The organism is Pseudomonas asiatica (assembly GCF_009932335.1).
Classification (GTDB): domain Bacteria; phylum Pseudomonadota; class Gammaproteobacteria; order Pseudomonadales; family Pseudomonadaceae; genus Aquipseudomonas; species Aquipseudomonas asiatica.
Genome location: NZ_BLJF01000001.1, coordinates 2046975 through 2072967, shown reverse-complemented (window position 1 = coordinate 2072967; position 25993 = coordinate 2046975). Strand labels below are relative to the sequence as shown.

Sequence of the window (25993 nt, the reverse complement as noted above, 5' to 3'; positions counted from 1 at the left end):
CTGGCCCCTTCGCAGCACAAGGCTGCTCCTGCAGGTCCGGTGCATGCCCTGGAAGGTGATTACACGCTCAGCATCAGGAATTCACGCTCCCAGGAGCTGATCACGCGCTTGTAGTTCTCGTGCTCGGCACGCTTGACCGCCACATAACCCTGGACGAATTGCTTGCCCAGGTACTGCTGCACGGTCTCGCAGTCTTCCATGTGCTGCAGCGCGTCCTCGATGGTGATCGGCAGGCGCAGGTTGCGCCGCTCGTAGGCACGGCCCTGCACAGGTGCGCTGGGCTCGATGCGCTCGACCATGCCCAGGTAGCCGCACAGAAGGCTGGCGGCGATTGCCAGGTACGGGTTGGCGTCGGCGCCCGGCAGGCGGTTTTCCACGCGCATTGCCTCGGGGCTTGAGGTGGGTACGCGCAGCCCGGCGGTACGGTTTTCCTCACCCCACTCGACGTTCACCGGTGCCGAGGTGTCCGGCAGGAAGCGGCGGAACGAGTTGACGTTGGGCGCGAACATCGGCAGCAGCTTGGGGATGTGCTTCTGCAAACCGCCGATGTGGTACAGGAACAGCTGGCTCATGCTGCCGTCTTCATTGGCGAAGATCGGCTTGCCGGTGGCGATGTCGACCACGCTCTGGTGCAGGTGCATGGCGCTGCCGGGCTCGTCGGTGATCGGCTTGGCCATGAAGGTGGCGGCTACGTTGTGCTTGAGCGCGGCTTCACGCATGGTGCGCTTGAACACGGTGATCTGGTCGGCCAGGTCCAGGGCGTCGCCGTGGCGGAAGTTGATCTCCATCTGCGCCGGGCCGTCTTCATGGATCAGCGTGTCCAGGTCCAGGCCCTGGATCTCGCACCAGTCGTAGACGTCTTCGAACAGCGGATCGAACTCGTTGGCGGCATCGATCGAGAACGACTGGCGGCCGCTTTCGGCACGGCCGGAACGCCCCAGCGGCACTTGCAGCGGCAAGTCCGGGTCTTCGCAGCGCTGGGTCAGGTAGAACTCCATCTCCGGTGCCACGATTGGCTGCCAGCCTTTGTCTGCATAAAGCTTGAGCACTTTCTTCAGCACGTTGCGCGGCGACAGTTCGATGGGGTTGCCTTGCTTGTCGAAGGTGTCGTGGATAACGATCGCGGTCGGCTCGATCGCCCACGGGATCTGGTACACGGCACTCGGGTCTGGGCGGCAGACCATGTCGATGTCGGCGGCATCGAGCAGGTTGTAGTAGATGTCATCGTCGACATAGTCGCCGGTGACCGTCTGCAGCAACACGCTCTCGGGCAGGCGCATGCCACGCTCGTGGAGAAACTTGGCGGTGGGTGCGATCTTGCCGCGGGCGATGCCGGTCAGGTCGCTGATCACGCATTCGACTTCGGTGATACGGTGTTCTTTCAGCCAGGCGGACAGCTGATCGAAGGGGGCGTTCATACAGACCTCTTGGTTGGGTTTTGGTGTGGGAGCAAGCGTGCCAGCGTAAACCGTTCCAGGGTTTCGAAGGCGTCCCGCTTCCCAGGTGACGCGCTGGAGACTATCTTGGTCGCAGCCCGCAAGGCTGATCTATCCACTTTCTCCGGCAATGAATGCACCAAAAGAGTGCAACTAGGACCGAGCGTGACAACCGCCAATGCCCTGCAAGTCCAGGCTTACCACACCACCGACGTAACCGAACAAGTACGTGCCACCCCTGGCTGGCAGCAGCAGTACCGGCAGATGTCGCCCGGGCATTTCAGCGGTGAGCTGCGTTGCCTGGGGCTGGACGGGGTGGAGGTGTACGAGGAGCGGCTGAACACCCGGGTGGAGCAGTTTTTCCGCGCGCCGAGCGGTTCGCTGGCGTTCTGCTTCGACCGCAGCGAGAACAGCCTGTACCTGCTGAACGAGCAGAGCCGGAACATCTGGATCACGCCAGAGAACTACCAGGAAGTGGCGGTCGTGTTCGACCAGGCCTTCCTGGCGCGCCATGGGCTTGACCCGCAGCGCCTGGAAGGGTTGTTCATGGTGCCGCTGGGCAGCGGGCAGAATGCGCTGTTCGGCAGTTGGCTGAGTGCGACACTGACCCGCCTGGGCCAGGCGGATTGCCCTCTGCAGGGGCAGGCCCTGGCGGAGCAATTGCTGGAGGACTGCCTGTTCATCCTCGACAACGCCTGCCAACGCCTGCAGGGCGTGGCGTTGGGCCGGCGTGACGAGGAACGGGCGATCATGCGGCGGGTGAGCGAGTGGGCGGCCGACTGCCCGGAGGAAACGCTGAATCTGGTGGAGCTGGCGGATGTTGCCGGGGTTTCCTTGCGTCAGTTGCAGCAAGCCTTCAAGGCGTTTACCGGGATGCCGCCGGCGCACTGGTTGCGCCTGCGCCGGCTGAACGGTGCGCGGCGCGATCTGCTGCATGGCGGTGAAGTGACCGTGGCCGAGGTGGCGATGCGTTGGTCGTTCTGGCATTTGGGAAGGTTTTCAGAGAGTTACCGGCAGTTGTTCAAGGAGTTTCCCAGCGAGACCTTGAAGCGGGGCAGGGGCTGAATCTGGTGGTGTAGCTTGGTGGTATAGCTGCTCTTACAGGATTACCTCAGTGCCAGGCATTGTGAGGTCCCTGTGGGAGCGGGTTCACCCGCGAAGAGGCCGGGCCAGGCAATACACAACCCAGCATTCCACAGCAAAAATTGCTATCGTGCCGCCCTGATTTCACCCGAGGTGCCGATGTTCTACCTGCCTTTGCCCAGCGACCAGGCCGACCGCCTCGCCAGCGAGCCCACCACCGACTTCTTCACCACCGCCAGCGTGCTCGACGCCGCCGTCGTGCTGTTCGTGCAGAACCTGCCGCGCCAGCCCGCCACCGCCTCGGCGGATGCGCAGGAACGCCGCTTTGCCGAAATCGTGCGCATTGCCAACGAGGTCGAAAGCGCCGCGCCGGGGCGCTTCCAGGGGCAGGTAGCACAGCACTTCGATCGCGAAGCCTTCGCCATGGGCCTGGGCATGCTGGGCGAAAACGGGATCGCACTGCTGTCGACCGAGGTGGAGTACCAGGCCGAGGAGTTGCTGGACGCCGAGGGCCAGTGGAATTTCCAGTTCGCCGACAGCTACCGCCAGCGGGCAACCCCGCTGCACCCGGTGTACCTGCCTTCCCTGGCCAGCGACCTGATGCTCAGCGACCAACAGAACCGCCTGCTGCGCGAATTCCTCAGTGGTATCGATGAGTCGGTGGCGGTGCAGGGCTTTGCCGGCACCGGCAAGACCTTCCTGATTCACCAGTTCGCCCGCCTGCTCGAGCCCCAGCGCACGCTGTTGCTGGCCTTGACCGAAGGCCAGCTGCGCGCCCTGCAGGCGCGGGTCAAGGACGCCGCCGCCTACACCGCGCTGACCTTCGGCCAGCTGGCCGACGAACTGCTCAACCGCGACCTCACCAGCAATGGCTGGCGCCTGCGCGACCCGTATCGCACCAAGCTGTCGTGGCGCCCGCAGGATGCGCAGGTGGTACGTTGGCTGGCCATCCCCGACATCGGCCCGCTCGCCGCGCGCGATGTGGTTGCCTTGTGCATCCGCGCGGTACGCACGTTCTGCCACAGCGCCGACACCCAGCTGCAGTTGCACCACCTGCCGTGGGCCGGGCCGGGCACCACGCCGCTGGACCAGGAAGTGTTGCTGGAAAAGGCACGCCTGTACTGGCAGGAGCTGATTCGCCCGTCGGCACGGGAAATCCAGTTGCCGGTGCGCGATTACCATCGGGTCAAACTGCTTTCGCTGACCGGTCATGTGATCGACAGCCGCTACACCCATGTCATCGTCGACGAGGCCCACGAGCTGTCGGCACCGATGCTTGCCGTGCTCGACCGCAGCCCGCAGTCGATCATTGCCCTGGGTGACGAGCTGCAGAACCTCAACGGCCTCAGCGCGCACCATGGCGGCTTTATCCGCCAGCGTTATATCGACCACTCACTGCGGGCCGGGCCGGCGATGGACAACGTGCTGAACCCGCTGATCAATGCCCACCCGGCGGCGATCCAGGCGGCCTTCAGTGGCAGCGCCGAGCACTACACCCGGGTCAGCTTTTTCGATGCGGTAACGGTGCCGGAACAGCCTACGGCGCTGATCGTCGACGATGAATGGGGCCTGTTTGGCTGGTTCCAGCGCCTGACCCACCAGGGCGTGCCGTTCGTGCTGCTGAAAAGCGCGCGCAAGGACTTCGAGCTGTTCGTCGAAGACTGCATCGAGTTGTATCGCCATGGCACCCGGCCGCGTCACCCGATGCTGTTCCGCTATGCCAGCTGGCAGGCGCTGGAGCAGGACAAGGGTGATGACAAGGCGTTCGTCGCCGTGGCCAACATGCTGCGCAAGGGCTACACGCCAGAGCACTTTGCCAGGGCCAAGAGCCGTTACCGTTGGGACAAGGCGCCCAAGCTGTTCCTGGGGCGGGTGCGCGATGTGAAGAACATGGAATTCGCCCGGGTGATGGTGTCGCCGGAGCTGATGGTAGCGCCGCAGGTAGCGGGGAACCGCAATGAACGGGCGCGGATGCTGGCGGGGTTGTATACCGCCTGTTCGCGGGCGCGGCATGAACTGATCGTGCCGGGGGGGATGCTGGACTGGGTCAAGGACCAGGTTCGGGATTGATATTGTTGGGGCTGCTTTGCAGCCCATCGCGACACAAGGCCGCTCCTACAAGGGACCGCGATACAGGCCGACCCCACAGGATCGCACCGTGATCGTCTGTAGGAGCGGCCTTGTGTCGCGATGGGCCGCAAAGCGGCCCCTGTTACGCTGGATCAGTTACGGTCCAGCCACACAGTCTGGGCATTGGTGAACTCACGCACACCAAAGTGCGACAGTTCACGCCCGAAGCCGCTCTTCTTCACCCCGCCAAACGCTACGCGGGGGTCGGAAGCGCAATAGCCGTTGATGAACACGCCGCCGGTATCCAGCGCCGCGGTCATGCGTTCGGCCAGCGCGTAGTCGGCGGTGTAGATGGTTGAGGCCAGGCCGAATTCGCTGTCGTTGGCCAGCTCCACCGCATGCTCCGCATCACGTGCGCTGATGATCGCCGCCACCGGCCCGAACAGCTCCTGCTTGAACGCAGTCATCTGCGGGGTGACGTTGGCGAACACGGTCGGCGCGTAGAAGTTGGCCACGCCATCGACCTTGTGGCCGCCCAGCAGCAGGGTGGCGCCTTCGGCGATGGTCGCCTGGACCTGGCCATCCAGCTCGTCGCGCAGGTCGTAACGGGCCATCGGGCCAATGTAGGTACTTTCTTCCAGCGGGTTGCCGACCTTCAGCTCGCGAGTAGCCTCGACGAACTTGCGGGTGAATTCGTCAACGATGCTTTCCTCGACGATCAGGCGCTTGGCCGCAGCGCAGACCTGGCCGGTGTTCTGATAACGGCCGATCACGGCAGCTTTCACGGCGGCATCCAGGTCGGCGTCGGCCAGCACGATGAACGGGTCGGAACCGCCCAGCTCCAGCACGCACTTCTTCAGCGCCGCGCCGGCTTGCGCACCAATCGCCATGCCGGCACGCACGCTGCCGGTCAGGGTCACCGCGGCGATGCGTGGGTCGTTGATGGCGCGAGTGACACCGTCCGGCGTCACGTTGAGCACTTCGAACACGCCTTCCGGCAGGCCGGCATCCTTGAACAGCTCGCCCAGCAGGTAGGCGCTGCCCATTACGTTCGGCGCGTGCTTGAGTACGTAGGTATTACCGGCCAGGATTGCCGGCACGGCGCCACGCAGAACTTGCCAGACCGGGAAGTTCCATGGCATCACGGCCAGGATCGGGCCCAGCGGGCGGTATTCGATGCGGGCTTTCTCGACCTGGGTCGGCTCGGGGGCGAGCATGGCCGGGCCATGTTCGGCGTACCAGCGGCACAGGCCGACGCACTTGCTGACTTCACCACGGGCCTGGGCGACAGGCTTGCCGATTTCGCGGCTGATCATTTGCGCGAAGGCTTCGGCCTTGGTTTCGAGGGTGCTGGCCAGGGCAAGCAGGTACTCGCTGCGCTGACCCAGCGACACCTGGCGCCACTGGCGGTAGCCAACCTTGGCGCGTTGCAGCGCCGCTTCCAGTGCGGCGTCGGTGTCGAACGGGTAGGCGCCGATCTGCTCGCCGCTGTACGGGTCGAGGGAGATGGCGTGGGTCAGGCTGCTGATCGCGCTCATGGCGGGACACTCTCGTTGTTGTTGAACCGTGACGCCAGACTAGTGGGCTATGGCTTTAATGAAAACTGAATAATAATGAGCGAAACATTCACGTTTGGAGAATGGCTGTGGACCTGGTGCAACTCGAGATCTTCAAGGCCGTGGCTGAGCAGGGCAGCATCAGTGCCGCTGCGCAGCATATCCACCGGGTGCCGTCGAACCTGACCACGCGTATCAAGCAACTGGAGGAGGACCTGGGCGTGGAGCTTTTCATACGTGAAAAGAGCCGCCTGCGCCTTTCCCCCGCAGGCTGGAACTTCCTCGAGTACACCCGGCGCATCCTTGACCTGGTGCATGAGGCGCGGTTGACCGTGGCCGGTGAAGACCCGCAGGGCACCTTCGCCCTGGGGTCGCTGGAAAGCACGGCCGCGGTGCGCATCCCGGCCTTGCTGGCGGCCTATAACCAGCGTTACCCCAAGGTCGACCTGGACCTGTCCACCGGGCCTTCCGGGACCATGCTCGAAGGCGTGCTGTCGGGGCGCCTGGTAGCGGCGTTCGTAGACGGCCCGGTGCTGCACCCGACGCTGGAAGGCATGCCGGTGTTCGAGGAAGAAATGATGGTCATCGCGCCGCTCAACCACGCCCCGGTAACCCGCGCCCAGGACGTCAACGGCGAAAGCATATACGCCTTCCGCGCCAACTGTTCGTACCGCCACCACTTCGAGAACTGGTTCGTGCAGGACCAGGCGGTGCCGGGCAAGATCCACGAAATGGAGTCGTACCACGGCATGCTGGCCTGCGTCAGCGCCGGCGCCGGCCTGGCCATGATGCCGCGCAGCATGCTCGACAACATGCCCGGTTGCAGCACCGTCAGTGCCTGGCCGATGTCGGAGGATTTCCGTTACCTGAAGACCTGGCTGGTGTGGCGCCGGGGCACGGTATCGCGCAGTTTGAGCATGTTCGTGAAACTGCTTGAGGAGGGGCGCGCAACCTGATGTTCCAGCGCAATATTCACACCATCGATGCGAATTTCATCAAGACGACCATGCATCAGCACGAACGCCGTTACGCCCGAAGGATCAGATAATAGGTAAGCCATCCTCGAAAGGAGGGTCGTACCATGCGTAACCATCACTATGCCCTCGGCTCGGCGCTGCTGATCACCCTGGCGCTGCCATGGACCCTGGCGGCCGCCGCCGACCTCAATGCCCCCATCGACATGCAGGCCGTGCAACTGCAACAGCAGGAGCAGAACGGCGTCCGCTACCTGCAAGGCGGCATCGGCCAGGATGAAGCCAACGCCCTGCGCAAGACCCCGGGCTATGACCTGCACGTGGAACTCTCCACCGGCCCGGAAGGCAAGTTCCAGAGCGGTGCCACCGTCGACATCCAGAATGCACAGGGCCAGCCCGTGCTCAGTCTTACGGATGCCGGGCCGCTGCTGTATGTGCAGTTGCCTCCCGGTAAATACAAAGTGACTGGCAACGCCCAGGGTGAGACGGTGCAGCAATTGGTGACCGTGAATGGCAAGACCCCCACCACCGTGAACCTGAACTGGCGTTGATGGAAAAACGGGCAGGAGTACGGATGTGCTCCTGCCTGAAAGGAGCACATCGCCATGAGCCTGGATCTTCAGCTGGAGATGTTGGACGAGCGGGGCTATGTGTTGCTCCCCGGTGTGCTCGAGCCCTTGCGTATCGCCTTGCTGCGCTGCGCCATCGATGACCTGCAGCCTATCCACTGGGATTACCAGGGGCTGCTGGAACACTACAAGTGCGTATTCAACCGCAACCCGTTGTGGTTACCCTTTCTCGACCTGCCGCCGCTGATTGCCCTGGCCGAAGCGGCACTGGGCGCCGACTGCCATGTGATCGGCCAGACCGCCTGGCGCAGCCACCCGGGCTACCCCGGCATGGCCCTGCACCTGGACCATCTGCCCATGCAGTTGCCCGACTGGCTCAGCGAGCGTGGCGACTTCACCCAGCCCCCGCAAATCCTGACTGCGCAGCTGTACCTCAGCGATATCGACCATCACATCGGGCCGACCTGGATTGTGCCCGGCAGCCACCGCGCGGCACGGCCACCGCAGGCTGGCGAGCAACACTGGCAGGGCCGTGAGGCCCAGCCGGTGCTGTGCAATGCCGGGGACGCGCTGGTGTTTCGCAGCGATGTCTGGCATAGCGGCGGGGCCAACTGCACCCAATCAAGCCAGCGCGACATGCTGCAAGTGCACTATGGCCGGCGCATGGTCGCGCAGAAGTTTTCGCCATACCTGAACTGGCGTTTCAACCCGCAGGTGCTGGAGGAAGCCACACCCAGGCAAAGGCGCCTGCTGGGCGAACACGAAGAGGCGGAATACGACTGACTGCTGCTGTTCGGCATGGCAGATGCTGGCGCAGGGTATTAGCCAATGGTGGCAATTCACTTTCAACTTTCTGTTTATCTGGTCGATAATCAGAAAACTATTACTTCGTGTGACCGGTCGGGATGCATCCGGTCACCACATAAGATCGAGGGGCCCAAGCCCCCACTTGTCGTATAGACCATCAGGAGAAGTCATTGATGAAAACCCGTCTAGCAGCTTCGCTGGCTGCTGCAGTGCTGGCCTTTGCCGGGGCGAATCTGGCCCAGGCAGCGCAGGTGAGCGGTGCCGTTGGCGCCACTGGCCAAGGTGACATGACCTACCGTATCGGCCTGTCGTTCGACTGGGACAAGAAATGGCTGGAAAGCAGCACCGGTCATCTGACCGGGTACTGGGATGCGGCCTACACCTATTGGGAAGGCGGTGAGGCCAGTGGCGCGCACTCGCTGTCGTTCAGCCCGGTGTTCACCTACGAGTTCAGCGGTTTCACCTATACCCCGTACATCGAGGCCGGCATTGGCCTGGCGGCGTTTTCCAAGACCGACGTGGGCGACCAGCGCCTGGGCTCGTCGGTCAACTTCGAAGACCGCATCGGCTTTGGTCTGAAACTGCCGGGGGAGCAGAAGGTGGGGATCCGCGCGATGCACTACTCCAACGCGGGGCTCAAGCAGCCTAACGACGGCATCGAGTCGTACTCGCTGTTCTATAGCAAAGGGTTCTGAGACCGGGGGCCGCTTTGCGGCCCATCGCCGGCAAGCCAGCTCCCACAGGGACCGCGCAGTTCTTTGGATCTGCGCTGGCCCCTAAAGGGACTGCGTATGGCTGGGACGATGCGGTCGAGGTGGGAGCTGGCTTGCCGGCGATGGGCTGCAAAGCAGCCCCATTAACTGTCAGAAGGTATACGAAACCCCAGCTTGCACTGTCCTTGGCGCACCCGGGTAGACGTAGTTGTTGAACGCGCCCTCGTCATAGCCCTTGTTGAACACGTTCTTCACATCCAGGTTCAACCGCACGTGTTCGTTGACCTTGTAGAAGCTCAGCAGGTCCACCACGCTGTAGCGCTCCATGGTGTAGGTCGTGGCTGCCGTCTGGCCGGCGCGATCATCCACGTACTTCACCCCAACCCCCAACCCCAGCCCCTTGGCCAGGCCATCCTGGAACTCGTAGGTGTTCAGCAGGCTGAAACTGTTGCGCGGGATGTTGGCCAGGCGCGTGCCCTTGGGCAGGGTCGTATCCTGGGTGACTTCGGCGTCCACGTAGGCATAGCCACCGATCACGCGCCACTCTGGCGTCAGGTTGCCGGCGATGTTGATGTCCAGGCCACGGCTGCGCACTTCACCGGCCGCAATACTGTAGGTACCGGTTGAGTCGTTCGGGTCGCGCGCCAGGACGTTCTCTTTGACGATGTGATAGATCGCCGCGTCGATGCTCAGCTGGCGGTCGAGTGCCTCCCATTTCACACCCAGTTCGTAGGACTTGCCTTTCTCCGGGTCGAAGCCTCCGCCTCCGTTTGGCGTGCCGGTGTTGGGCTTGAACGAGCGCGCGGTGTTGGCATAGACCGCAACCGTATCGGTCAGGTCGTAGATCAGGCCGAAGCGTGGGGTGACGCCGTTTTCGCCCTTGCTGAAGTCGCGGTTGGTCGGCAGCTTGTCGTCGTAATCGTGCTCGAAGCGCTCGAAGCGCACACCCGCCAGCGCCTTCAGTCGCTCGGTCAGGGCCACTTGGTCCTGGATGAATGCCGCCCAGGTCTTCAGGTTTTCCTTGTCATGGGTGGTGGTGCGGGTCAGGGCAGGGCGTGGCTGGCCCAGTACCGGGTCGAAGATGTCAATCGGGTACTTATCGGCACCGCTGGCCGAGCGCTGGATGATCGAGTTGTAGTCGTAGTCTTCGTACTCGATGCCCGTCAGCAGTGTATGAGCGTAGCCGCCGGTGTCGAAGTGGCCGGTGAGGTTGAGCTGGTAGTCGCGGTCGGTCCACTCCAGTTTGCGGTAGTTGAAGTTGCGCCCCAGCGTGCGACCGTCAGCCTGCAATGCGTTGGCTTCCACGGCATTGCCCTTGAGCGAGCCGTCGAGCCACTGCATGCCACCGCCCAGCGTCCAGTTGTCGTTGAGCAAGTGCTCGAAACGCAACTGGGCCATGTTGTTGTCGTTGTGCAGCAGGTTGTCGCTGCCCTTTTCCCAGATGTTGGTGTCGCGCGAAGCTGTGCCGAGCTGGCCGGGCAGGCGGGTCAGGCCACGGTCCAACGGATGGTTGTTGCGCATGAAGTCGCCCTCGAAGACGATCTTCGTGCTGTCGTTGACCTGCCAGCTGACTACAGGCGCCACGTCATAGCGCTCGCTTTCCACATCGTCACGGAAGCTTTCGCCGCCTTCACCCAGCAGGTTCAGGCGGTAGGCCAGCGAGCCGTCCTGATTCAGCGGCCCGGTGGCGTCCAGGGTAGCGCGGTGCATGCCTTGGTCATCGAACTGGCTGCCCAGGGTAACTTTCGACTCTGGCAGCGGCTGCTTGCTGACCACGTTGAAGGTGCCGCCTGGGTCGCCACGGCCGTACAGGCTGCTGGCCGGGCCACGGATCACTTCCAGGCGTTCGACGGTGTTGGCGTCGGGGGCGTTGGGGTAGCCGCGGTTGATCGGGAAACCGTTGAGGTAGAACTCGCCGGTGGTGAAGCCACGCACGGTGAAGGTGGTCAGGCCCTGGCCGCCGAAGTTGTTGGCGCGGCCGACGCCGCCGGCGTAGTCCAGGCCGTCCTGCAGACGCGTGGCGCCGGTGTCTTCCAGTACATCCTTGGGCACCACGCTGACCGATTGCGGGGTTTCGTGCAGGGCAGTGTCGGTGCGAGTGGCGCTGGCCGAGCGGGTAGCCTTGTAACCCTCGACCGGGCCATCGGCACGTTCGCTGTCGGCGCTGCTGGTGATGTTCAGGGCCTGGAGTTCGATCTGGGTGGGTTCGCTGAGCGGTTCAGGCTCGGCAAAGGCCAGCGGAGAGACAGCATGAAGCACACAAAGCGAAACGAACGTGCGACGCATCGACGGTACGATCCTGGAGTAGGGCGCTGAGGGTAGGGTGGGCAAGCGCCGAGAAACTACTACGAATCATTATCAAATGCATTCTTTTTATGTGGAACTGGTGTACCAGATGCCAAGGGTAGAATCCGTGTTGGCTTCTTCGCGGGTAAACCCGCTCCCACAGGGGTTTCACCAAGCCTGAGGTCAGTGGAATTCCTGTGGGAGATTGCCCAACCCTTTGGGCTGCGCTTTCGCGCAGAGAACCAATATCGCTCGTCTGACGCGTCCTTTGTAGGAGCAGCCTCGTGCTGCGAAGAGGCCGGTACAGCCAATAGACAGGCTTTGTCAGCCCCGGCCTCTTCGCAGCACAAGGCTGCTCCTACAGAACCTCGCCGAACCAATGAGTCATGTGTTGTTCTATGAGAGCGGGTTCACCCGCGAAGAGGCCGGTGCAGGTATACCAGCACTCACCGAACCGCCTTGATCGCCAACACATTGCACAGCGGATGCTCCAGCACATGCGCTGTCGTCCCGCCCAGGAACGTCTGCATGGCATCATGCCGGTGGCTGCCCATCACGATCACATCCGCCCGGCTGTGGCCGACGAACTGGGCAATCGCCTTGATCGCGGCCCCTTCCAGAAAGTGCCTGCGCTCCAGCGGGATCTGGTGGTGGTCGCCCAGCCGGTTGAACGCCGCCCGCTGCGCGGTGCGCACGCTGACATCGAAGCCGGGCATGGTCACCGTGCCAGCGCCGAAGTCGGCAATGTGTGTCTTGGCCGCGTCGCACACATGCAGCAGGTGCAACTCGGCATTGCACTGCAGGGCCAGGGCATGGGCGCAGCGGATCACCTGCTCATCCAGATGCTCGCCTGCGCCATGGCTGTTCAGGTCCACCGCGGCGGCAATCTGCCGGGGCAGGGGAAGGCGGATATCGCTGACCAGGTGCACGGCGACCGGGCTGTCCTTCAGCAACTGCCAGTCCAGTGGCGTTACCAGCAGGCGCTTGAGCACCGGTTCGTGCTGCACATCCTTGATCAGCAGGTCGCAACCCAGTCGCTCGACCCGTTCCAGCACACTGTTCAGCGGGTCGCGGGTCAGCAGCAGTTCGGTAGATACATCCAGGCCGGCGTTGGCCAGTTGCTCGGCTTCGTCCGCCAGCCATTGGCGGTTGTCACTGAGCAGCCGTTCCCGCTCGCGGCTATCGCTCATCAAACCGAAGGTGTCGACATCGTCGACGAACACGTTGATATCCAGCAAGGCACCGCTGGATTCCGCCAGCGCCGCAGCGCGTTGCAGCGCCGGCGTGTGGCGCATCTGCGGGCCGAGCATGACGAACAGACGCTTGAACTGGCTCATCTCACACCTCCACGTGTGGCAGCCCCCCGGTGATCTGGTCTTGTTCAGTCTAGACCGCGCAGGGCGCATGAGCAGCCTGGCGGAGGCTGGCGCGGAACGGCGTGTCGGGTATGATGCGGGCCCCATCATTTTCACGAGGCCCGCCCCATGTCCCTGAGTGCTGAACAGATCGGCGAATTCCGCGCCTTTGCCGAGCAGCTGGCCGATGCCGCTGCCGTGGCGATCAAGCCATACTTTCGCGCCAGCCTGGACGTCGAGGACAAGGGTGGGCGCCTGTACGACCCGGTGACCGTGGCCGACAAGGCAGCCGAGGACGCCATGCGCGAGCTGATCCAGGCCCGCTATCCCGACCACGGCATCCTCGGTGAAGAAGCCGGCGTGGCAGTCGGCAGCAGCCCGCTGACCTGGGTGCTCGACCCGATCGACGGCACCCGCGCCTTCATCACCGGCCTGCCGCTGTGGGGCACGCTGATTGCCCTGAACGACGGCACGCACCCGGTGGTCGGGGTGATGAACCAGCCGTTCACCGGCGAACGCTTTGTCGGAACGCCGGAAGGCGCCTGGCGCAGCGGTGCGCCGTTGAAGACCCGCGCCTGTGCCGACCTGGCCTCGGCCACGTTGATGTGCACCACGCCGGACATGTTCGATACCGCCGCGCGCAAGGCTGCGTTCGAGGCCGTTGCCGGCAAGGCGCGCCTGATGCGTTACGGTGGCGATTGCTATGCCTATTGCATGCTGGCTTCCGGGTTCGTCGACGTGATCGTCGAGGCGAGCCTGCAGCCATATGACGTGCAGGCGCTGATGCCGATCATCGAAGGGGCGGGCGGGGTGATCACGGCGTGGGATGGTAGCAGTGCGCAGAATGGCGGGTGCGTGGTGGCCTGTGGTGACCCGGCGCTGCATGCGCAGGTGGTGGAGATGTTGCGTCACGCCATGTAATTCATGTAATGCCTGCGCCGGCCTCTTCGCGGGTAAACCCGCTCCTACAGGTTCTGCGCAGTTTTCAAGATTTGTGGTGATCCTGTGGGCGCGGGTTTACCCGCGAAGCGGCCGGCACAGGTATGCAAAACCCCCGATCACCGCACTTTTTCCAATTTCCGGGCTCTATGCATGGCCAGGCCACACTGATCCACGGTGCGGCCGCCGAATATCGACCCGGTGCCGATGGTTGCAAGCAAGCCAAAATTCTTCCCCCGCCTGCTAATGGCAGGCGCCCTCACATGCCTGTGCGCCTGCACCCAGCAGCAGGGCCGCGACGTGCTCGACCAGTTCGGCAACGGCAAACCCAGCGAGCTGTTCCAGACCAGCGTCGATCGCCTGGCCACGCTGTCCATGCGCGATAACCTGCAGAGCTTGTACCTGCTGATGAACAAGCTGTACCTGCGCAACCCCAATCAGTGGAAGCTGTCCGGCTACGTGGATGCTGCAACTGCCGAGGGGCAGATCCGTATCGCCATCGAGCAACGCCAGCCCTTGCCACAACTAGGCAACCGTCGCGACCTGGCAGCCTTGAGCTACGCCCTGAGCCCCGAGTTTCGCGGTGACCGGGTCGGTGCGTTCATCTACGCCATCGGCAGCATGCTGATTACCGCGCACGGCGGCCGTACAGAGTTCTACATGACCGATACCATCGACCCGCTGTTCGTCAACAACGCGGCACGCAATATCGAGAAGGCCACCTGGATGTTGAGCCAGCGGCAAGATGCCAATGGTGTTCTGCTGTTGTTCTCCAACGAAATCTCGGAAGAGGGCAGCAACCTGAGTTTTGCCGTGGAGTTCGGCAAGATCGTGGCACGGCTGGATTTGCTGGCGGAGTTGCTGGATGAGCGGTATAGGAGGATTGGGTTGAATTATGCGCAAAGCCTGTTGTTGATGAACTTCCTGCCGGTGCAGTGAAGTGAGCGTTGCCGGGTTGCCTGAGCCGTTCGATAAACGAACACTGACCTGTCCTTACTGTTCGCTATCCGCCCATCCATTCCCAAGGTCGCATTGCCCAACCCCCGCCTTTTTGCTTAAGTGTGCCCATCCACCGGTTGTCGCCTGCCCCCGCGACCCGCAACCGGCTCGGTAGAATGACCGTGACGACCGCAACCACAGCCCGCCGGGCCGTAGGATGCGGCAACCAGAACAATAACGATCCGGGTAACCTTGCCTATGGAAAGCCGCCTGCTGAGCGAGCGCAGTAGCGTGTTTCATCACGCCGACCCTTATGCTGTGTCCGATTATGTCAACCAGCACGTAGGCCAGCATTGCATCGGTTTGTCTCGCACCACTCATCCGCAAGCCAGCCTCAGCCACCGCAAGTTCGCTGAGCTGGACCTTTGCCGCATCAGCTACGGCGGCAGCGTGCGCGTTACCTCGCCGGCACTGGAAACCATCTACCACCTGCAGGTGCTGCTCAATGGCAACTGCCTGTGGCGCGGGCACAAGCGCGAGCACCACCTGGTGCCGGGCGAACTATTGTTGATCAACCCCGACGACCCGGTTGACCTGACCTACTCGGAAGACTGCGAGAAGTTCATCCTCAAGGTGCCGACCCGGCTACTGGATTCGATCTGCGACGAACAGCGCTGGCACCGCCCTGATGGCGGGGTGCGGTTCTTGCGCAACCATTACCGGCTGGACGAGCTGGACGGGTTCGTCAACCTGCTGGGCATGGTCTGCCAGGAAGCAGAGGTGAGCGATTCGCTGCCCAGGGTGCAGGGCCACTACAGCCAGATCGTCGCCAGCAAGCTGCTGACCTTGATGAGCACCAATATCCGTCGCGAATGCCTGAGCGCACCGCAAGCGGGGCTTGAGCGCATTCTTGAGTACATTGAGCGCAACCTGAAGCTGGAGCTGTCGGCTGAAGTTCTGGCGGAGCAGGCATGCATGAGTTTACGTTCGTTGTATGCGCTGTTTGACCAGCATTTGGGTACCACACCCAAGCATTACGTACGCCAGCGCAAGCTGGAGCGGGTGCATGCGTGCCTGAGCGACTCGACTTGTGGGGTTCGCAGCGTGACAGAGCTTGCTCTGGATTACGGATTTCTGCATTTGGGGCGGTTTTCCGAGGTGTATCGGCAGCAGTTTGGTGAGCTGCCTTCGCAGACGTTCAAGCGACGAGGATGAGGCCAGCTAGCTCGGCCACCTGATATTTTTGCTAGTTGTTCGCATTTAATGCTCGACCCACCATTTGCTTTATTTCGGGTAAAAGGTGGCAACCATGTCGACGTTACAGAAGGATCTCTATTTCTATTCCCCCGAAGGCCTCGCGCTGGTCAAACATACCGGCGCAGGGGCTTCGGCTTTGCTGCGGGGCGCTGGCCGGGCACTGGCACAGCGCAATGGTGGGCAGGCGGCGTTCTACGCCATGGACGAGCATGGATCTATCTTGCAGTTTCCCCCTTGTTCGCTGCAGTACACAGTTTATGGATTTGATGGAAACGAGCAATGCGCAACTGTACTTCGCTACAGCGGGCAGAAAAAAGAGTCTGTAACAGGGCACTACTTGTTGGGGGAGGGATATCGTGCGCTCAACCCGGGTTTGATGCGGTTCAACAGCCCGGACAGCTTGAGCCCAATGGGTGCTGGAGGAATAAACTGTTACGCCTATTGTGGTGGTGATCCAGTTAATAATACTGACCCCAGCGGTCATATAGTTGTTCCAAAAGTAAAACTCCCAAGCATCCGGCCTAAGGCTGGAAGCACCAAAAGCGGGTATAGCATCAATCCAGATTTCAACGGAGGCAAGTCTGCCCCCCGTGTAGTAGGCCAGCATGTTGTAAAGGCGGTTGATGCACTGGGTCGTGGTTATGGGAATCAAATAGAACCAATCATGAACGCGGCTATATGGTCTGATGGGCAGAAGTTGCTGGTGGAGGGTAGCGTCTTAACGTTGTCAACTCGTATTGCGAAAAAAGGGTGGCTGATTGATAGAACGCCAGTTAACTGGAGCAGTGGCCGCAATTGGCTTATAGCGGAGCGGGAACAGAATCTTGAAGCATTCGTGGTTCTTGACGCGCTCCATAGTCGCATGAAAGCAGCTGAGGAGATACCTCAAGTAAACAGCTGGCTCCATGACCCCAAACGGCTGAGTCAACAAGTGCGAGACCCCGGCAAAGCTGGATAACACTCTGCACAATCCGGATAGTCCCCCGCCAGCCGTCTCCCTAACCTGACCAGGTCTAAACAATAACAAGGGAGACCCTGGCCATGTCCCTGGGATTCGACTACCTCAATGCCTTGCTCGAGGACGACCGTGAAAAGGGCATCTACCGCTGCAAGCGCGAGATGTTCACCGACCCACGCCTGTTCGACCTGGAGATGAAACACATCTTCGAGGGCAACTGGATCTACCTGGCCCATGAAAGCCAGATCCCCGAGAAAAACGACTTCCTCACCCTGACCATGGGGCGCCAGCCGATCTTCATCGCGCGCAACAAGGACGGTGAGCTCAACGCCTTCCTCAATGCCTGCAGCCACCGCGGCGCCATGCTCTGCCGGCACAAGCGCGGCAACCGCGCCAGCTACACCTGCCCGTTCCACGGCTGGACCTTCAACAACAGCGGCAAGCTGCTCAAGGTCAAAGACCCAAGCAACGCCGGCTACCCCGACAGCTTCAACTGCGACGGCTCCCACGACCTGACCAAGGTGGCACGCTTCGAGTCGTACCGTGGCTTCCTGTTCGGCAGCCTGAAGGCCGACGTCAAGCCGTTGGTCGAGCACCTGGGCGAGTCGGCCAAGATCATCGACATGATCGTCGACCAGTCGCCGGAAGGCCTGGAAGTGCTGCGTGGCGCCAGTTCGTACATCTACGAAGGCAACTGGAAGCTAACCGCCGAGAACGGCGCCGACGGCTACCACGTCAGCTCCGTGCACTGGAACTATGCCGCCACCCAGAACCAGCGCAAGCAGCGCGAGGCGGGTGACGAGATCAAGACCATGAGCGCCGGTGCCTGGGCCAAGCAGGGCGGTGGCTTCTACTCCTTCGACCACGGCCACCTGCTGCTGTGGACCCGCTGGGCCAACCCCGAGGACCGCCCGGCCTACGAGCGCCGCAACCAACTGGCCGCCGACTTCGGCCAGGCCCGTGCCGACTGGATGATCGAGAACTCGCGCAACCTGTGCCTGTACCCGAACGTGTACCTGATGGACCAGTTCAGCTCGCAGATCCGCATCGCCCGGCCGATTTCGGTGAACAAGACCGAAATCACCATCTACTGCATCGCGCCGAAAGGCGAGAGCGCCGATGCCCGCGCCAAGCGCATTCGCCAGTACGAAGACTTCTTCAACGTCAGCGGCATGGCCACCCCCGACGACCTGGAAGAGTTTCGCTCGTGCCAGACCGGCTACGGCGGCGGTACCGGCTGGAACGACATGTCCCGCGGCGCTGAACACTGGGTGGAAGGCGCCGACGAGGCGGCCCGGGAAATCGAGCTCAAGCCGCTGCTGTCGGGCGTACGCACCGAGGACGAAGGCCTGTTCGTGCTGCAGCACAAGTACTGGCAGGAAACCATGATCCAGGCCTTGAAGGATGAACAGCAACTGATCCCCGTGGAGGCCGTGCAATGAGCCTGTATGCAACCGTGCGCGACTTCCTTTTCCGCGAAGCGCGTTACCTGGATGACGCCCAGTGGGATCAGTGGCTGGAAATGTACGCCAGTGATTGCACCTTCTGGATGCCGAGCTGGGACGATGACGACACCCTTACCGAAGACCCACAAAGCGAAATCTCGCTGATCTGGTACGGCAACCGAGGCGGCCTGGAAGACCGGGTGTTCCGCATCAAGACCGAGCGCTCCAGTGCAACCGTGCCCGACACCCGCACCTCGCACAACATCAGCAACATCGAGATCGTCGAGCAGGGCGAGGGCAGCTGCCAGGTGCGCTTCAACTGGCACACCCTGAGCTTCCGCTACAAGACCACCGACAGTTACTTCGGCACCAGCTTCTACAACCTCGACCTGCGCGGCGAGCAGCCGCTGATCAAGGCCAAGAAGGTGGTGCTGAAGAACGACTACGTTCGCCAGGTCATCGACATCTACCACATCTGATCCAGGGTTTTTGCGAGCGCTGCCCGGAGCGTCCTGCGACGTGCCGTGGCCAGGCTCGCCCGCGAGGTGCAACATGAGCTACCAGATCGCACTGAATTTCGAAGACGGGGTTACCCGCTTCATCGAGGCCGCCGGCCATGAAACCGTGGCCGACGCCGCCTACCGCCAGGGCATCAACATCCCGCTGGACTGCCGCGACGGCGCCTGCGGTACCTGCAAGTGCAAGGCCGAGTCCGGCCGCTACGACCTGGGCGACAACTTCATCGAAGATGCCCTGAGCGAAGATGAAATCTCCGAAGGTTACGTACTGACCTGCCAGATGCGCGCCGAGAGCGACTGCGTCATCCGCATCCCGGCCTCGTCGCAGCTGTGCAAGACCGAACAGGCCAGTTTCGAGGCCGCCATCAGTGATGTCCGCCAATTGTCGGCCAGCACCATTGCCCTGTCGATCAAGGGTGAATCCCTCAGCCGCCTGGCCTTCCTGCCGGGGCAATATGTCAACCTCAAGGTGCCGGGCAGCGAGCAGAGCCGAGCCTATTCGTTCAGCTCGCTGCAGAAGGACGGCGAGGTCAGCTTCCTGATCCGCAACGTGCCGGGTGGGTTGATGAGCAGTTTCCTGACCAACCTGGCCAAGGCCGGCGACAGCATGACCCTGGCCGGGCCGCTGGGCAGCTTCTACCTGCGGCCGATCCAGCGCCCGCTGTTGCTGCTGGCCGGTGGTACCGGCCTGGCGCCGTTCACGGCGATGCTGGAGAAGATCGCCGAGCAGGGTAGCGAGCACCCGCTGCACCTGATCTACGGCGTGACCAACGACTTCGACCTGGTCGAACTCGACCGCCTGCAGGCGCTGGCGGCGCGCATCCCCAACTTCACCTTCAGTGCCTGCGTGGCCAACCCGGACAGCCAGTACCCGCAGAAGGGCTACGTGACCCAGCACATCGAACCGCGCCACCTCAACGATGGTGATGTGGATGTGTACCTGTGCGGCCCGCCACCGATGGTCGAGGCGGTCAGCCAGTACGTGCGCGAGCAGGGCATTACCCCGGTGAACTTCTACTACGAGAAGTTCGCGGCGGCGGCCTGATTCCTTTTATTCCAAGTAATACGCCGACCCTGTGGGAGCGGGCGTGCCCGCGAAGAGGCCAGCAGGTTCAACAACTTTGTCTGGTCGGACGCATTCGCGGGCATGCCCGCTCCCACAGGAACCGTGGCGAACCGGAGAGATGGATATGAACAACCGATTCCAAGGCAAGGTCGCCCTGGTCACCGGTGCCGCCCAGGGCATCGGCCGTGGCGTGTGCTGGCGGCTTAAGGCCGAAGGCGCGCAAGTGATAGCGGTAGACCGCTCCGAACTGGTTCACGAACTGGCCAGCGAGGGCATGCTCACCCTCACCGCCGACCTGGAACAATATGGTGACTGCGCCAGGGTAATGGCCAACGCGGTTGAAGCGTTCGGCCGCCTCGACATCCTGGTCAACAACGTTGGCGGCACCATCTGGGCCAAGCCCTTCGAACACTACGAAGTGGACCAGATCGAAGCCGAAGTACGCCGTTCGCTGTTCCCCACCCTGTGGTGCTGCCATGCCGCACTGCCATACATGCTCGAGCGTGGCAGCGGCGCCATCGTCAACGTCTCGTCCATCGCCACCCGTGGCGTCAACCGCGTGCCCTACGGCGCAGCCAAGGGTGGCGTCAACGCGCTGACTGCGTGCCTGGCCTTTGAAACCGCCGGCCGTGGCATCCGGGTCAACGCCACTGCTCCCGGCGGCACCGAAGCGCCACCCCGGCGCGTACCGCGCAACAGTGCCGAGCAGACCGAACAGGAAAAGCACTGGTACCAGCAGATCGTCGACCAGACCCTCGACAGCAGCCTGATGCACCGCTACGGCAGCATCGACGAGCAGGTCGGCGCGATCCTGTTCCTCGCTTCCGACGAAGCCTCGTACATCACCGGCGTGACCTTGCCGGTAGGGGGCGGCGACCTCGGCTGAGCGACACCCCTAGGCAAAAAGCTTTCTTTCACAACAAAAACAAGAGCGACAGATGCCATGCGAACCCTTGACGTACACCCGATCATCGATAATGCGCGCTTTACCCCCTTCCACTGGATGGTCATGGCCTGGTGCGGCCTGCTGCTGATCTTCGACGGCTATGACTTGTTCATCTACGGCGTGGTACTGCCGGTCATCATGAAAGAGTGGGGCCTGACCCCGTTGCAGGCCGGTGCACTGGGCAGCTATGCGCTGTTCGGCATGATGTTCGGCGCCCTGGCGTTCGGCAGCCTGGCCGATCGCATCGGGCGCAAGAAGGGCATCGCCATCTGTTTTGCCTTGTTCTCCGGGGCGACCATCCTCAACGGGTTTGCCAGCAGCCCGAGCGAGTTCGGCATCTACCGCTTCATTGCCGGCCTGGGCTGTGGCGGCCTGATGCCCAACGCCGTGGCACTGATGAACGAGTACGCGCCCAAGCGACTGCGCAGTACGTTGGTAGCGATCATGTTCAGTGGCTACTCGCTGGGCGGCATGCTCTCGGCGGGTGTCGGCATCTTCATGCTGCCGCGTTTCGGCTGGGAATCGATGTTCTTCGCCGCAGCGGTGCCACTGCTGTTGTTGCCGGTAATCCTGTACTACCTCCCTGAATCGATCGGTTTCCTGGTACGCCAGGGCCGTACCGACGAGGCCCGCAAGCTGCTCAAGCGGCTGGACCCGGATTGCGACGTGAAGGCGGACGATGCGCTGCAGGCGGCCGACCGCAAAGGCAGCGGGGCGTCGGTGCTGGAACTGTTTCGCAACGGCCTGGCCATTCGCACCCTGGCGCTGTGGCTGGCGTTCTTCTGCTGCCTGCTGATGGTCTACGCGCTCAGCTCCTGGCTGCCGAAGCTGATGGCCAACGCCGGCTACAGCCTGGGCTCGAGCCTGTCGTTCCTGCTGGCGCTGAACTTCGGTGGCATGGCCGGGGCGATTCTCGGTGGCTGGCTGGGCGACCGTTACAGCCTGGTCAAAGTCAAAGTGGCGTTCTTCATCGCCGCCGCGCTGTCGATCAGCCTGCTGGGCGTCAACAGCCCGATGCCGGTGCTGTACCTGCTGATCTTCATTGCCGGCGCCACCACCATCGGCACGCAGATCCTGCTGTATGCCGGCGCCGCTCAACTCTACGGGCTATCGGTGCGCTCCACCGGGCTGGGCTGGGCCTCGGGCATCGGCCGCAACGGTGCCATCGTCGGCCCGCTGCTGGGTGGTGCGCTGATGGGCATCAACCTGCCCCTGCAGCTCAATTTCATTGCTTTCGCCATCCCTGGCGCAATTGCCGCGCTGGCCATGGCCGTGCACCTGGCCAGCGGCCGTCGGCACGCCCAGACGGTTGCGGCACAGGCGTAACTCCAGAAAAACAACATGAGGTAAACCACCATGACCGTGAAAATTTCCCACACTGCCGAGGTACAGCAGTTCTTCGAAGAGGCCGCAGGCTTTGGCAACGATGCCGGCAGCCCGCGCCTTAAGCGCATCGTGCAACGCGTGCTGCAAGACACCGCGCGGCTGATCGAAGACCTGGACATCAGCGAAGACGAGTTCTGGCATGCCGTCGACTACCTCAACCGCCTGGGTGGCCGCGGCGAGGCCGGGTTGCTGGTGGCTGGGTTGGGCATCGAGCACTTCCTCGACCTGCTGCAGGATGCCAAGGACCAGCGGGCAGGCCTTGTCGGCGGCACTCCACGCACCATCGAAGGCCCGCTGTACGTGGCCGGCGCGCCGATCGCCGAAGGTGAAGTACGCATGGATGACGGTAGCGAGGAGGGCGTGGCCACGCCGATGTACCTCGAGGGCCAGGTGCTCGACCCACAAGGGCGGCCGTTGCCTGGGGCCACGGTCGACCTGTGGCATGCCAATACCCGTGGCACCTATTCGTTCTTCGACCAGAGCCAGTCCGAGTACAACCTGCGCCGACGCATCATCACCGATGGCGAAGGCCGCTACCGCGCGCGCTCCATCGTGCCGTCCGGGTATGGCTGCGATCCACAGGGGCCGACCCAGGAGTGCCTGGACCTGCTCGGCCGTCACGGCCAGCGTCCGGCGCATGTGCACTTCTTTATCTCGGCACCGGGGTACCGACACCTGACCACGCAGATCAACCTGGCCGGAGACAAGTACCTGTGGGATGACTTTGCCTATGCCACGCGGGATGGGCTGGTGGGCGAGGTGGTGTTCGTCGAGGGCGAGGCGGGGCGACATGCCGAGTTGAAATTCGACTTCCAGTTGCAGCAGGCCCGGGGCGGTGCCAATGAGCAGCGCAGTGGGCGGCCGCGGGCTTTGCAAGAGGCCTGAGGCCTTATCGCCGGCAAGCCAGCTCCCACAGGATCACCACAGGGCTGAAACCAGTGGGATCCCTGTGGGAGCTGGCTTGCCGGCGATCAAGGGCGCAGCCCTTGCCATACATCACCGATGCGAGAGGTGCCATGAAAACCCTGATCAAGGACAGTTCACTGTCCGCCATCGTCGCCGGCTGCATCGCCACGATGATCTCCTACGCAGGCCCCTTGGTGATCATCTTCCACGCCGCAGAAGCTGCCGGCCTGTCCCATCGGCAACTGTCCTCCTGGGTCTGGGCAGTGTCCATGGGCAGTGCCGTACTCGGCGCGCTGCTCAGCCTGCGCTACCGGGTGCCGGTGGTGATCGCCTGGTCGATCCCTGGCTCGGCGCTGCTGGTCACCGCCTTGCCGCAACTGGGCCTGGAACAGGCCGTTGGCGCCTACCTGGTAGCCAACCTGTTCCTGCTGCTGATCGGCATCAGCGGGGCCTTCGACCGCATCATCGCGCGCCTGCCGGGCTCCATCGCCGCCGGCATGCAGGCCGGCATCCTGTTCAGCTTCGGCATCGAGGTGTTCCGCGCCTTGCCGGTGCAACCGCTGCTGGTACTGGCGATGTTCGTCACCTACGTGCTGATGCGCCGGGTGCAGCCGCGCTACGCCGTGGCGGCGGTGCTGTGCGTGGGCACGCTGGTGACCGTGGCCAGCGGTGCGTTTCGCAGCGAGGCATTGGTGCTGGAGCTGGCGTCGCCGCAGTGGGTCACCCCGCAGTTCAGCCTGGCAGCGGTATTCAGCCTGGCACTGCCGCTGGTGCTGGTGGCCCTTACCGGGCAGTTCATGCCGGGCATGGCAGTACTGCGCAACGCCGGCTACCCCACGCCGGCCAGCCCGATCATTAGTGCCAGCGCGCTGGCCGGTGCCGCGCTGGCGCCGTTCGGTTGCCACGGGCTGAACCTGGCGGCGGTCACTGCCAGCCTGTGCACTGGCCATGAAGCCCATGAAAACCCACGGCGGCGCTATGTCGCGGCGGTGGCTGGCAGTGCGCTGTACCTGCTGCTGGGGATCGCCGGGGCCACGCTGATGTCGCTGTTTGCAGCATTCCCCGCCGCCCTGATCGCCGCCCTGGCCGGGCTGGCCCTGTATGGCGCCATCAGCGAAGCCCTGGCCCGCAGCCTGGCGGAACCAACCGAGCGCGATGCCGGGCTGTTCACCTTCCTGGTCACCGCTTCGGGGGTGGCCTTCCTGGGCCTGTCGGCAGCGTTCTGGGGCTTGCTGTTCGGCCTGCTGAGCCATGGGTTGCTCAGGCTGCGCCAGCCACGTGCCCGGGAGGTGCTGCGCCGTACCCCATGAACCGCCGTGCTTCCAACGCTTTACCCATAAAAACAAGATCAAGAGAGCTTCGGAATGAACCACACCCCTTGCGTCGCCCTGGGCCTGACTTTGCTCAGCCAACCGTTGCTGGCCGCCGAAGGCGGCTTCTTCGAAGATTCGAAGGCCACCCTGAGTGCCCGTAACTACTACTTCAGCCGCGACTTCTCCGACATCGTCGGGGCAAACCGGCAATCCAAGGCCGAGGAGTGGGCCCAGGGCTTCATCCTCGACTTCAAGTCGGGCTACACCCCGGGCACGGTCGGCTTTGGCATTGATGCCCTGGGCCTGCTGGGCATCAAGCTCGACAGCAGCCCAGACCGCACCAATACCGGGTTGCTGCCGGTGCACGGCGACGGCCGCGCCGCCGACGAATACAGCCGCCTGGCGCCCACCTTCAAGGCCCGGCTGTCCAAAACCGAATTGCGCGTCGGCGAACTGCAACCCAACCTGCCGGTGCTGACCTTCAGCGACATCCGCCTGTTGCCACCGACCTACCAGGGCGCCAGCCTGAGCTCGGCGGAAATCGACGGCCTGACCGTGCAGGCCGGGCACCTGAAAAGCATCCACCTGCGCAACGAAGGCGGCGACGGCAAGATGAATGCCATGCTCGGCCATGTGCCGATCCGCCAGGTAGAAAGCGACGCCTTCAACTACCTGGGCGGTGACTATGCGTTCAATGCCAACCAGAGCAGCGTCAGCCTGTGGTATGGGCAGCTTGAGGACATTTACGAACAGGGCTTTGTCGGCCTCAAGCACAGCAAGCCCCTGGGCAACTGGGTGCTCAGTGCCAACCTGGGGTATTTCACCGCGCGCGAGGACGGCGATGCGTTGCTCGGCAACATCGACAACCAGGCGTTCTTCTCGATGTTCACTGCCCGGCATGGCGGGCACAGCTTCCATGCCGGCTACCAGGGCATTTATGGCGACAGCCCGTTCCCACGGGTGTTCGCCAACATCTCGCCGCTGGGTAACGAAGTACCGACCTATGAGTTCGCCTACACCGACGAACGCTCGTACCAGGTGCGCTACGACTACAACTTCGCGGCCATGGGCGTGCCGGGGCTGACCGCGACCGTGCGCTACATAACCGGTAACAATGTCGATACCGGGCTGGGTTACGAAGGGCGCGACCGCGAGCGCGACCTGGACATCGGTTATGCGGTGCAGGGCGGTGTGCTGAAGGGGCTGGGGATCCGGGTGCGCAATGCCATGGCCCGGTCCAACTACCGCAGCGACATCGACGAGAACCGCTTGACGCTGGTGTACACCTGGCAGTTGTTCTGAATCATCCATAGAGGCATGTGCAAACCCGGTGGGAGCAGCTGTCTTATGTTGCCTGCACTGACCTCATCGCCGGCAAGCCAGCTCCCACAGGGATAGCGCATACCTTGAGCTCAACGCGGTCGGGGTGGGAGCTGGCTTGCCGGCGATGAGGCCAGTGCAGGCAGCCCGT

General features: G+C 62.9%; 22 protein-coding genes. 18 read left to right on the top strand and 4 right to left on the bottom strand.

What is annotated here, in order from left to right:
* Positions 1–59: 59 nt before the first annotated feature.
* Positions 60–1418 carry a glutamine synthetase family protein gene (locus tag GYA95_RS09780; RefSeq protein ID WP_161551383.1) on the bottom strand — a complete coding sequence of 453 codons (1359 nt, stop codon included), beginning with the start codon at positions 1416–1418 and terminating at the stop codon, positions 60–62.
* A gap of 183 nt (positions 1419–1601) precedes the next feature.
* On the opposite strand from GYA95_RS09780, the gene GYA95_RS09775 reads away from it, so the two are divergent.
* Together GYA95_RS09775 and GYA95_RS09770 are read left to right on the top strand one after the other, a co-directional pair.
* The gene (locus GYA95_RS09775; protein WP_015270396.1) at positions 1602–2501 is read left to right on the top strand and encodes a helix-turn-helix domain-containing protein; all 900 of its coding nucleotides are present in this window, start codon (positions 1602–1604) and stop codon (positions 2499–2501) included.
* Between the two features lie 177 nt (positions 2502–2678).
* Positions 2679–4589, top strand: coding sequence for a DEAD/DEAH box helicase (locus tag GYA95_RS09770; protein WP_015270395.1), 1911 nt, complete (start codon positions 2679–2681; stop codon positions 4587–4589).
* Positions 4590–4741: 152 nt separating this feature from the next.
* Here the strand turns inward: GYA95_RS09770 and GYA95_RS09765 are convergent, their stop codons facing one another.
* Entirely contained in the window at positions 4742–6127 is a 1386-nt protein-coding gene (locus tag GYA95_RS09765; RefSeq protein ID WP_015270394.1) for an aldehyde dehydrogenase family protein, read from the bottom strand.
* Between the two features lie 107 nt (positions 6128–6234).
* Here GYA95_RS09765 and ptrR point away from each other — a divergent pair, with 107 nt between their 5' ends.
* The 4 genes from ptrR (at position 6235) to GYA95_RS09745 (ending at position 9190) form a co-directional block, all read left to right on the top strand.
* Positions 6235–7101, top strand: a complete 867-nt coding sequence (ptrR, locus tag GYA95_RS09760) for a putrescine utilization regulator PtrR (protein WP_013972688.1) — start codon at positions 6235–6237, stop codon at positions 7099–7101.
* Positions 7102–7226: 125 nt separating this feature from the next.
* Positions 7227–7670: a hypothetical protein gene (locus tag GYA95_RS09755; RefSeq protein WP_015270393.1), complete on the top strand. Its 444-nt coding sequence runs from the start codon at positions 7227–7229 to the stop codon at positions 7668–7670.
* A 54-nt stretch (positions 7671–7724) separates the two neighbouring features.
* The gene (locus GYA95_RS09750) at positions 7725–8471 is read left to right on the top strand and encodes a phytanoyl-CoA dioxygenase family protein (RefSeq protein WP_015270392.1); all 747 of its coding nucleotides are present in this window, start codon (positions 7725–7727) and stop codon (positions 8469–8471) included.
* A 197-nt stretch (positions 8472–8668) separates the two neighbouring features.
* The gene (locus tag GYA95_RS09745) at positions 8669–9190 is read left to right on the top strand and encodes an acyloxyacyl hydrolase (RefSeq protein WP_015270391.1); all 522 of its coding nucleotides are present in this window, start codon (positions 8669–8671) and stop codon (positions 9188–9190) included.
* A gap of 168 nt (positions 9191–9358) precedes the next feature.
* Here GYA95_RS09745 and GYA95_RS09740 read toward each other — a convergent pair whose 3' ends face one another.
* Complete coding sequence (locus GYA95_RS09740) at positions 9359–11494, bottom strand: TonB-dependent siderophore receptor (RefSeq protein WP_015270390.1); 2136 nt, start codon at positions 11492–11494, stop codon at positions 9359–9361.
* Positions 11495–11940: 446 nt separating this feature from the next.
* On the bottom strand, positions 11941–12831 hold the full coding sequence (locus tag GYA95_RS09735; RefSeq protein ID WP_015270389.1) for a universal stress protein: 891 nt from the start codon (positions 12829–12831) through the stop codon (positions 11941–11943).
* A 147-nt stretch (positions 12832–12978) separates the two neighbouring features.
* On the opposite strand from GYA95_RS09735, the gene hisN reads away from it, so the two are divergent.
* The 12 genes from hisN (at position 12979) to GYA95_RS09675 (ending at position 25824) form a co-directional block, all read left to right on the top strand.
* Entirely contained in the window at positions 12979–13770 is a 792-nt protein-coding gene (gene hisN, locus GYA95_RS09730; RefSeq protein ID WP_015270388.1) for a histidinol-phosphatase, read from the top strand.
* A 225-nt stretch (positions 13771–13995) separates the two neighbouring features.
* Positions 13996–14727 carry a hypothetical protein gene (locus GYA95_RS09725; RefSeq protein WP_043936158.1) on the top strand — a complete coding sequence of 244 codons (732 nt, stop codon included), beginning with the start codon at positions 13996–13998 and terminating at the stop codon, positions 14725–14727.
* A 258-nt stretch (positions 14728–14985) separates the two neighbouring features.
* Positions 14986–15942 carry a benABC operon transcriptional activator BenR gene (gene benR / locus GYA95_RS09720; protein ID WP_015270386.1) on the top strand — a complete coding sequence of 319 codons (957 nt, stop codon included), beginning with the start codon at positions 14986–14988 and terminating at the stop codon, positions 15940–15942.
* Positions 15943–16036: 94 nt separating this feature from the next.
* Positions 16037–16942, top strand: a complete 906-nt coding sequence (locus GYA95_RS09715) for an RHS repeat-associated core domain-containing protein (RefSeq protein WP_015270385.1) — start codon at positions 16037–16039, stop codon at positions 16940–16942.
* Between the two features lie 83 nt (positions 16943–17025).
* A complete protein-coding gene (gene benA / locus GYA95_RS09710) occupies positions 17026–18384 on the top strand; it encodes a benzoate 1,2-dioxygenase large subunit (RefSeq protein ID WP_015270384.1) in 1359 nt (452 codons plus the stop codon).
* Positions 18381–18866 carry a benzoate 1,2-dioxygenase small subunit gene (gene benB / locus GYA95_RS09705; RefSeq protein WP_015270383.1) on the top strand — a complete coding sequence of 162 codons (486 nt, stop codon included), beginning with the start codon at positions 18381–18383 and terminating at the stop codon, positions 18864–18866. Before benA ends, benB begins: the two co-directional genes overlap by 4 nt.
* A gap of 73 nt (positions 18867–18939) precedes the next feature.
* Complete coding sequence (gene benC, locus GYA95_RS09700; RefSeq protein ID WP_015270382.1) at positions 18940–19950, top strand: benzoate 1,2-dioxygenase electron transfer component BenC; 1011 nt, start codon at positions 18940–18942, stop codon at positions 19948–19950.
* Between the two features lie 145 nt (positions 19951–20095).
* Positions 20096–20857, top strand: a complete 762-nt coding sequence (locus GYA95_RS09695) for a 1,6-dihydroxycyclohexa-2,4-diene-1-carboxylate dehydrogenase (protein ID WP_013972676.1) — start codon at positions 20096–20098, stop codon at positions 20855–20857.
* A gap of 57 nt (positions 20858–20914) precedes the next feature.
* Positions 20915–22243 carry an MFS transporter gene (locus tag GYA95_RS09690; RefSeq protein WP_015270381.1) on the top strand — a complete coding sequence of 443 codons (1329 nt, stop codon included), beginning with the start codon at positions 20915–20917 and terminating at the stop codon, positions 22241–22243.
* A 30-nt stretch (positions 22244–22273) separates the two neighbouring features.
* Positions 22274–23188, top strand: coding sequence for a catechol 1,2-dioxygenase (gene catA, locus GYA95_RS09685; RefSeq protein ID WP_015270380.1), 915 nt, complete (start codon positions 22274–22276; stop codon positions 23186–23188).
* 131 nt (positions 23189–23319) lie between these two features.
* Positions 23320–24519, top strand: coding sequence for a benzoate/H(+) symporter BenE family transporter (locus GYA95_RS09680; RefSeq protein WP_015270379.1), 1200 nt, complete (start codon positions 23320–23322; stop codon positions 24517–24519).
* A 54-nt stretch (positions 24520–24573) separates the two neighbouring features.
* On the top strand, positions 24574–25824 hold the full coding sequence (locus GYA95_RS09675; RefSeq protein ID WP_015270378.1) for an OprD family porin: 1251 nt from the start codon (positions 24574–24576) through the stop codon (positions 25822–25824).
* Positions 25825–25993: the final 169 nt, after the last annotated feature.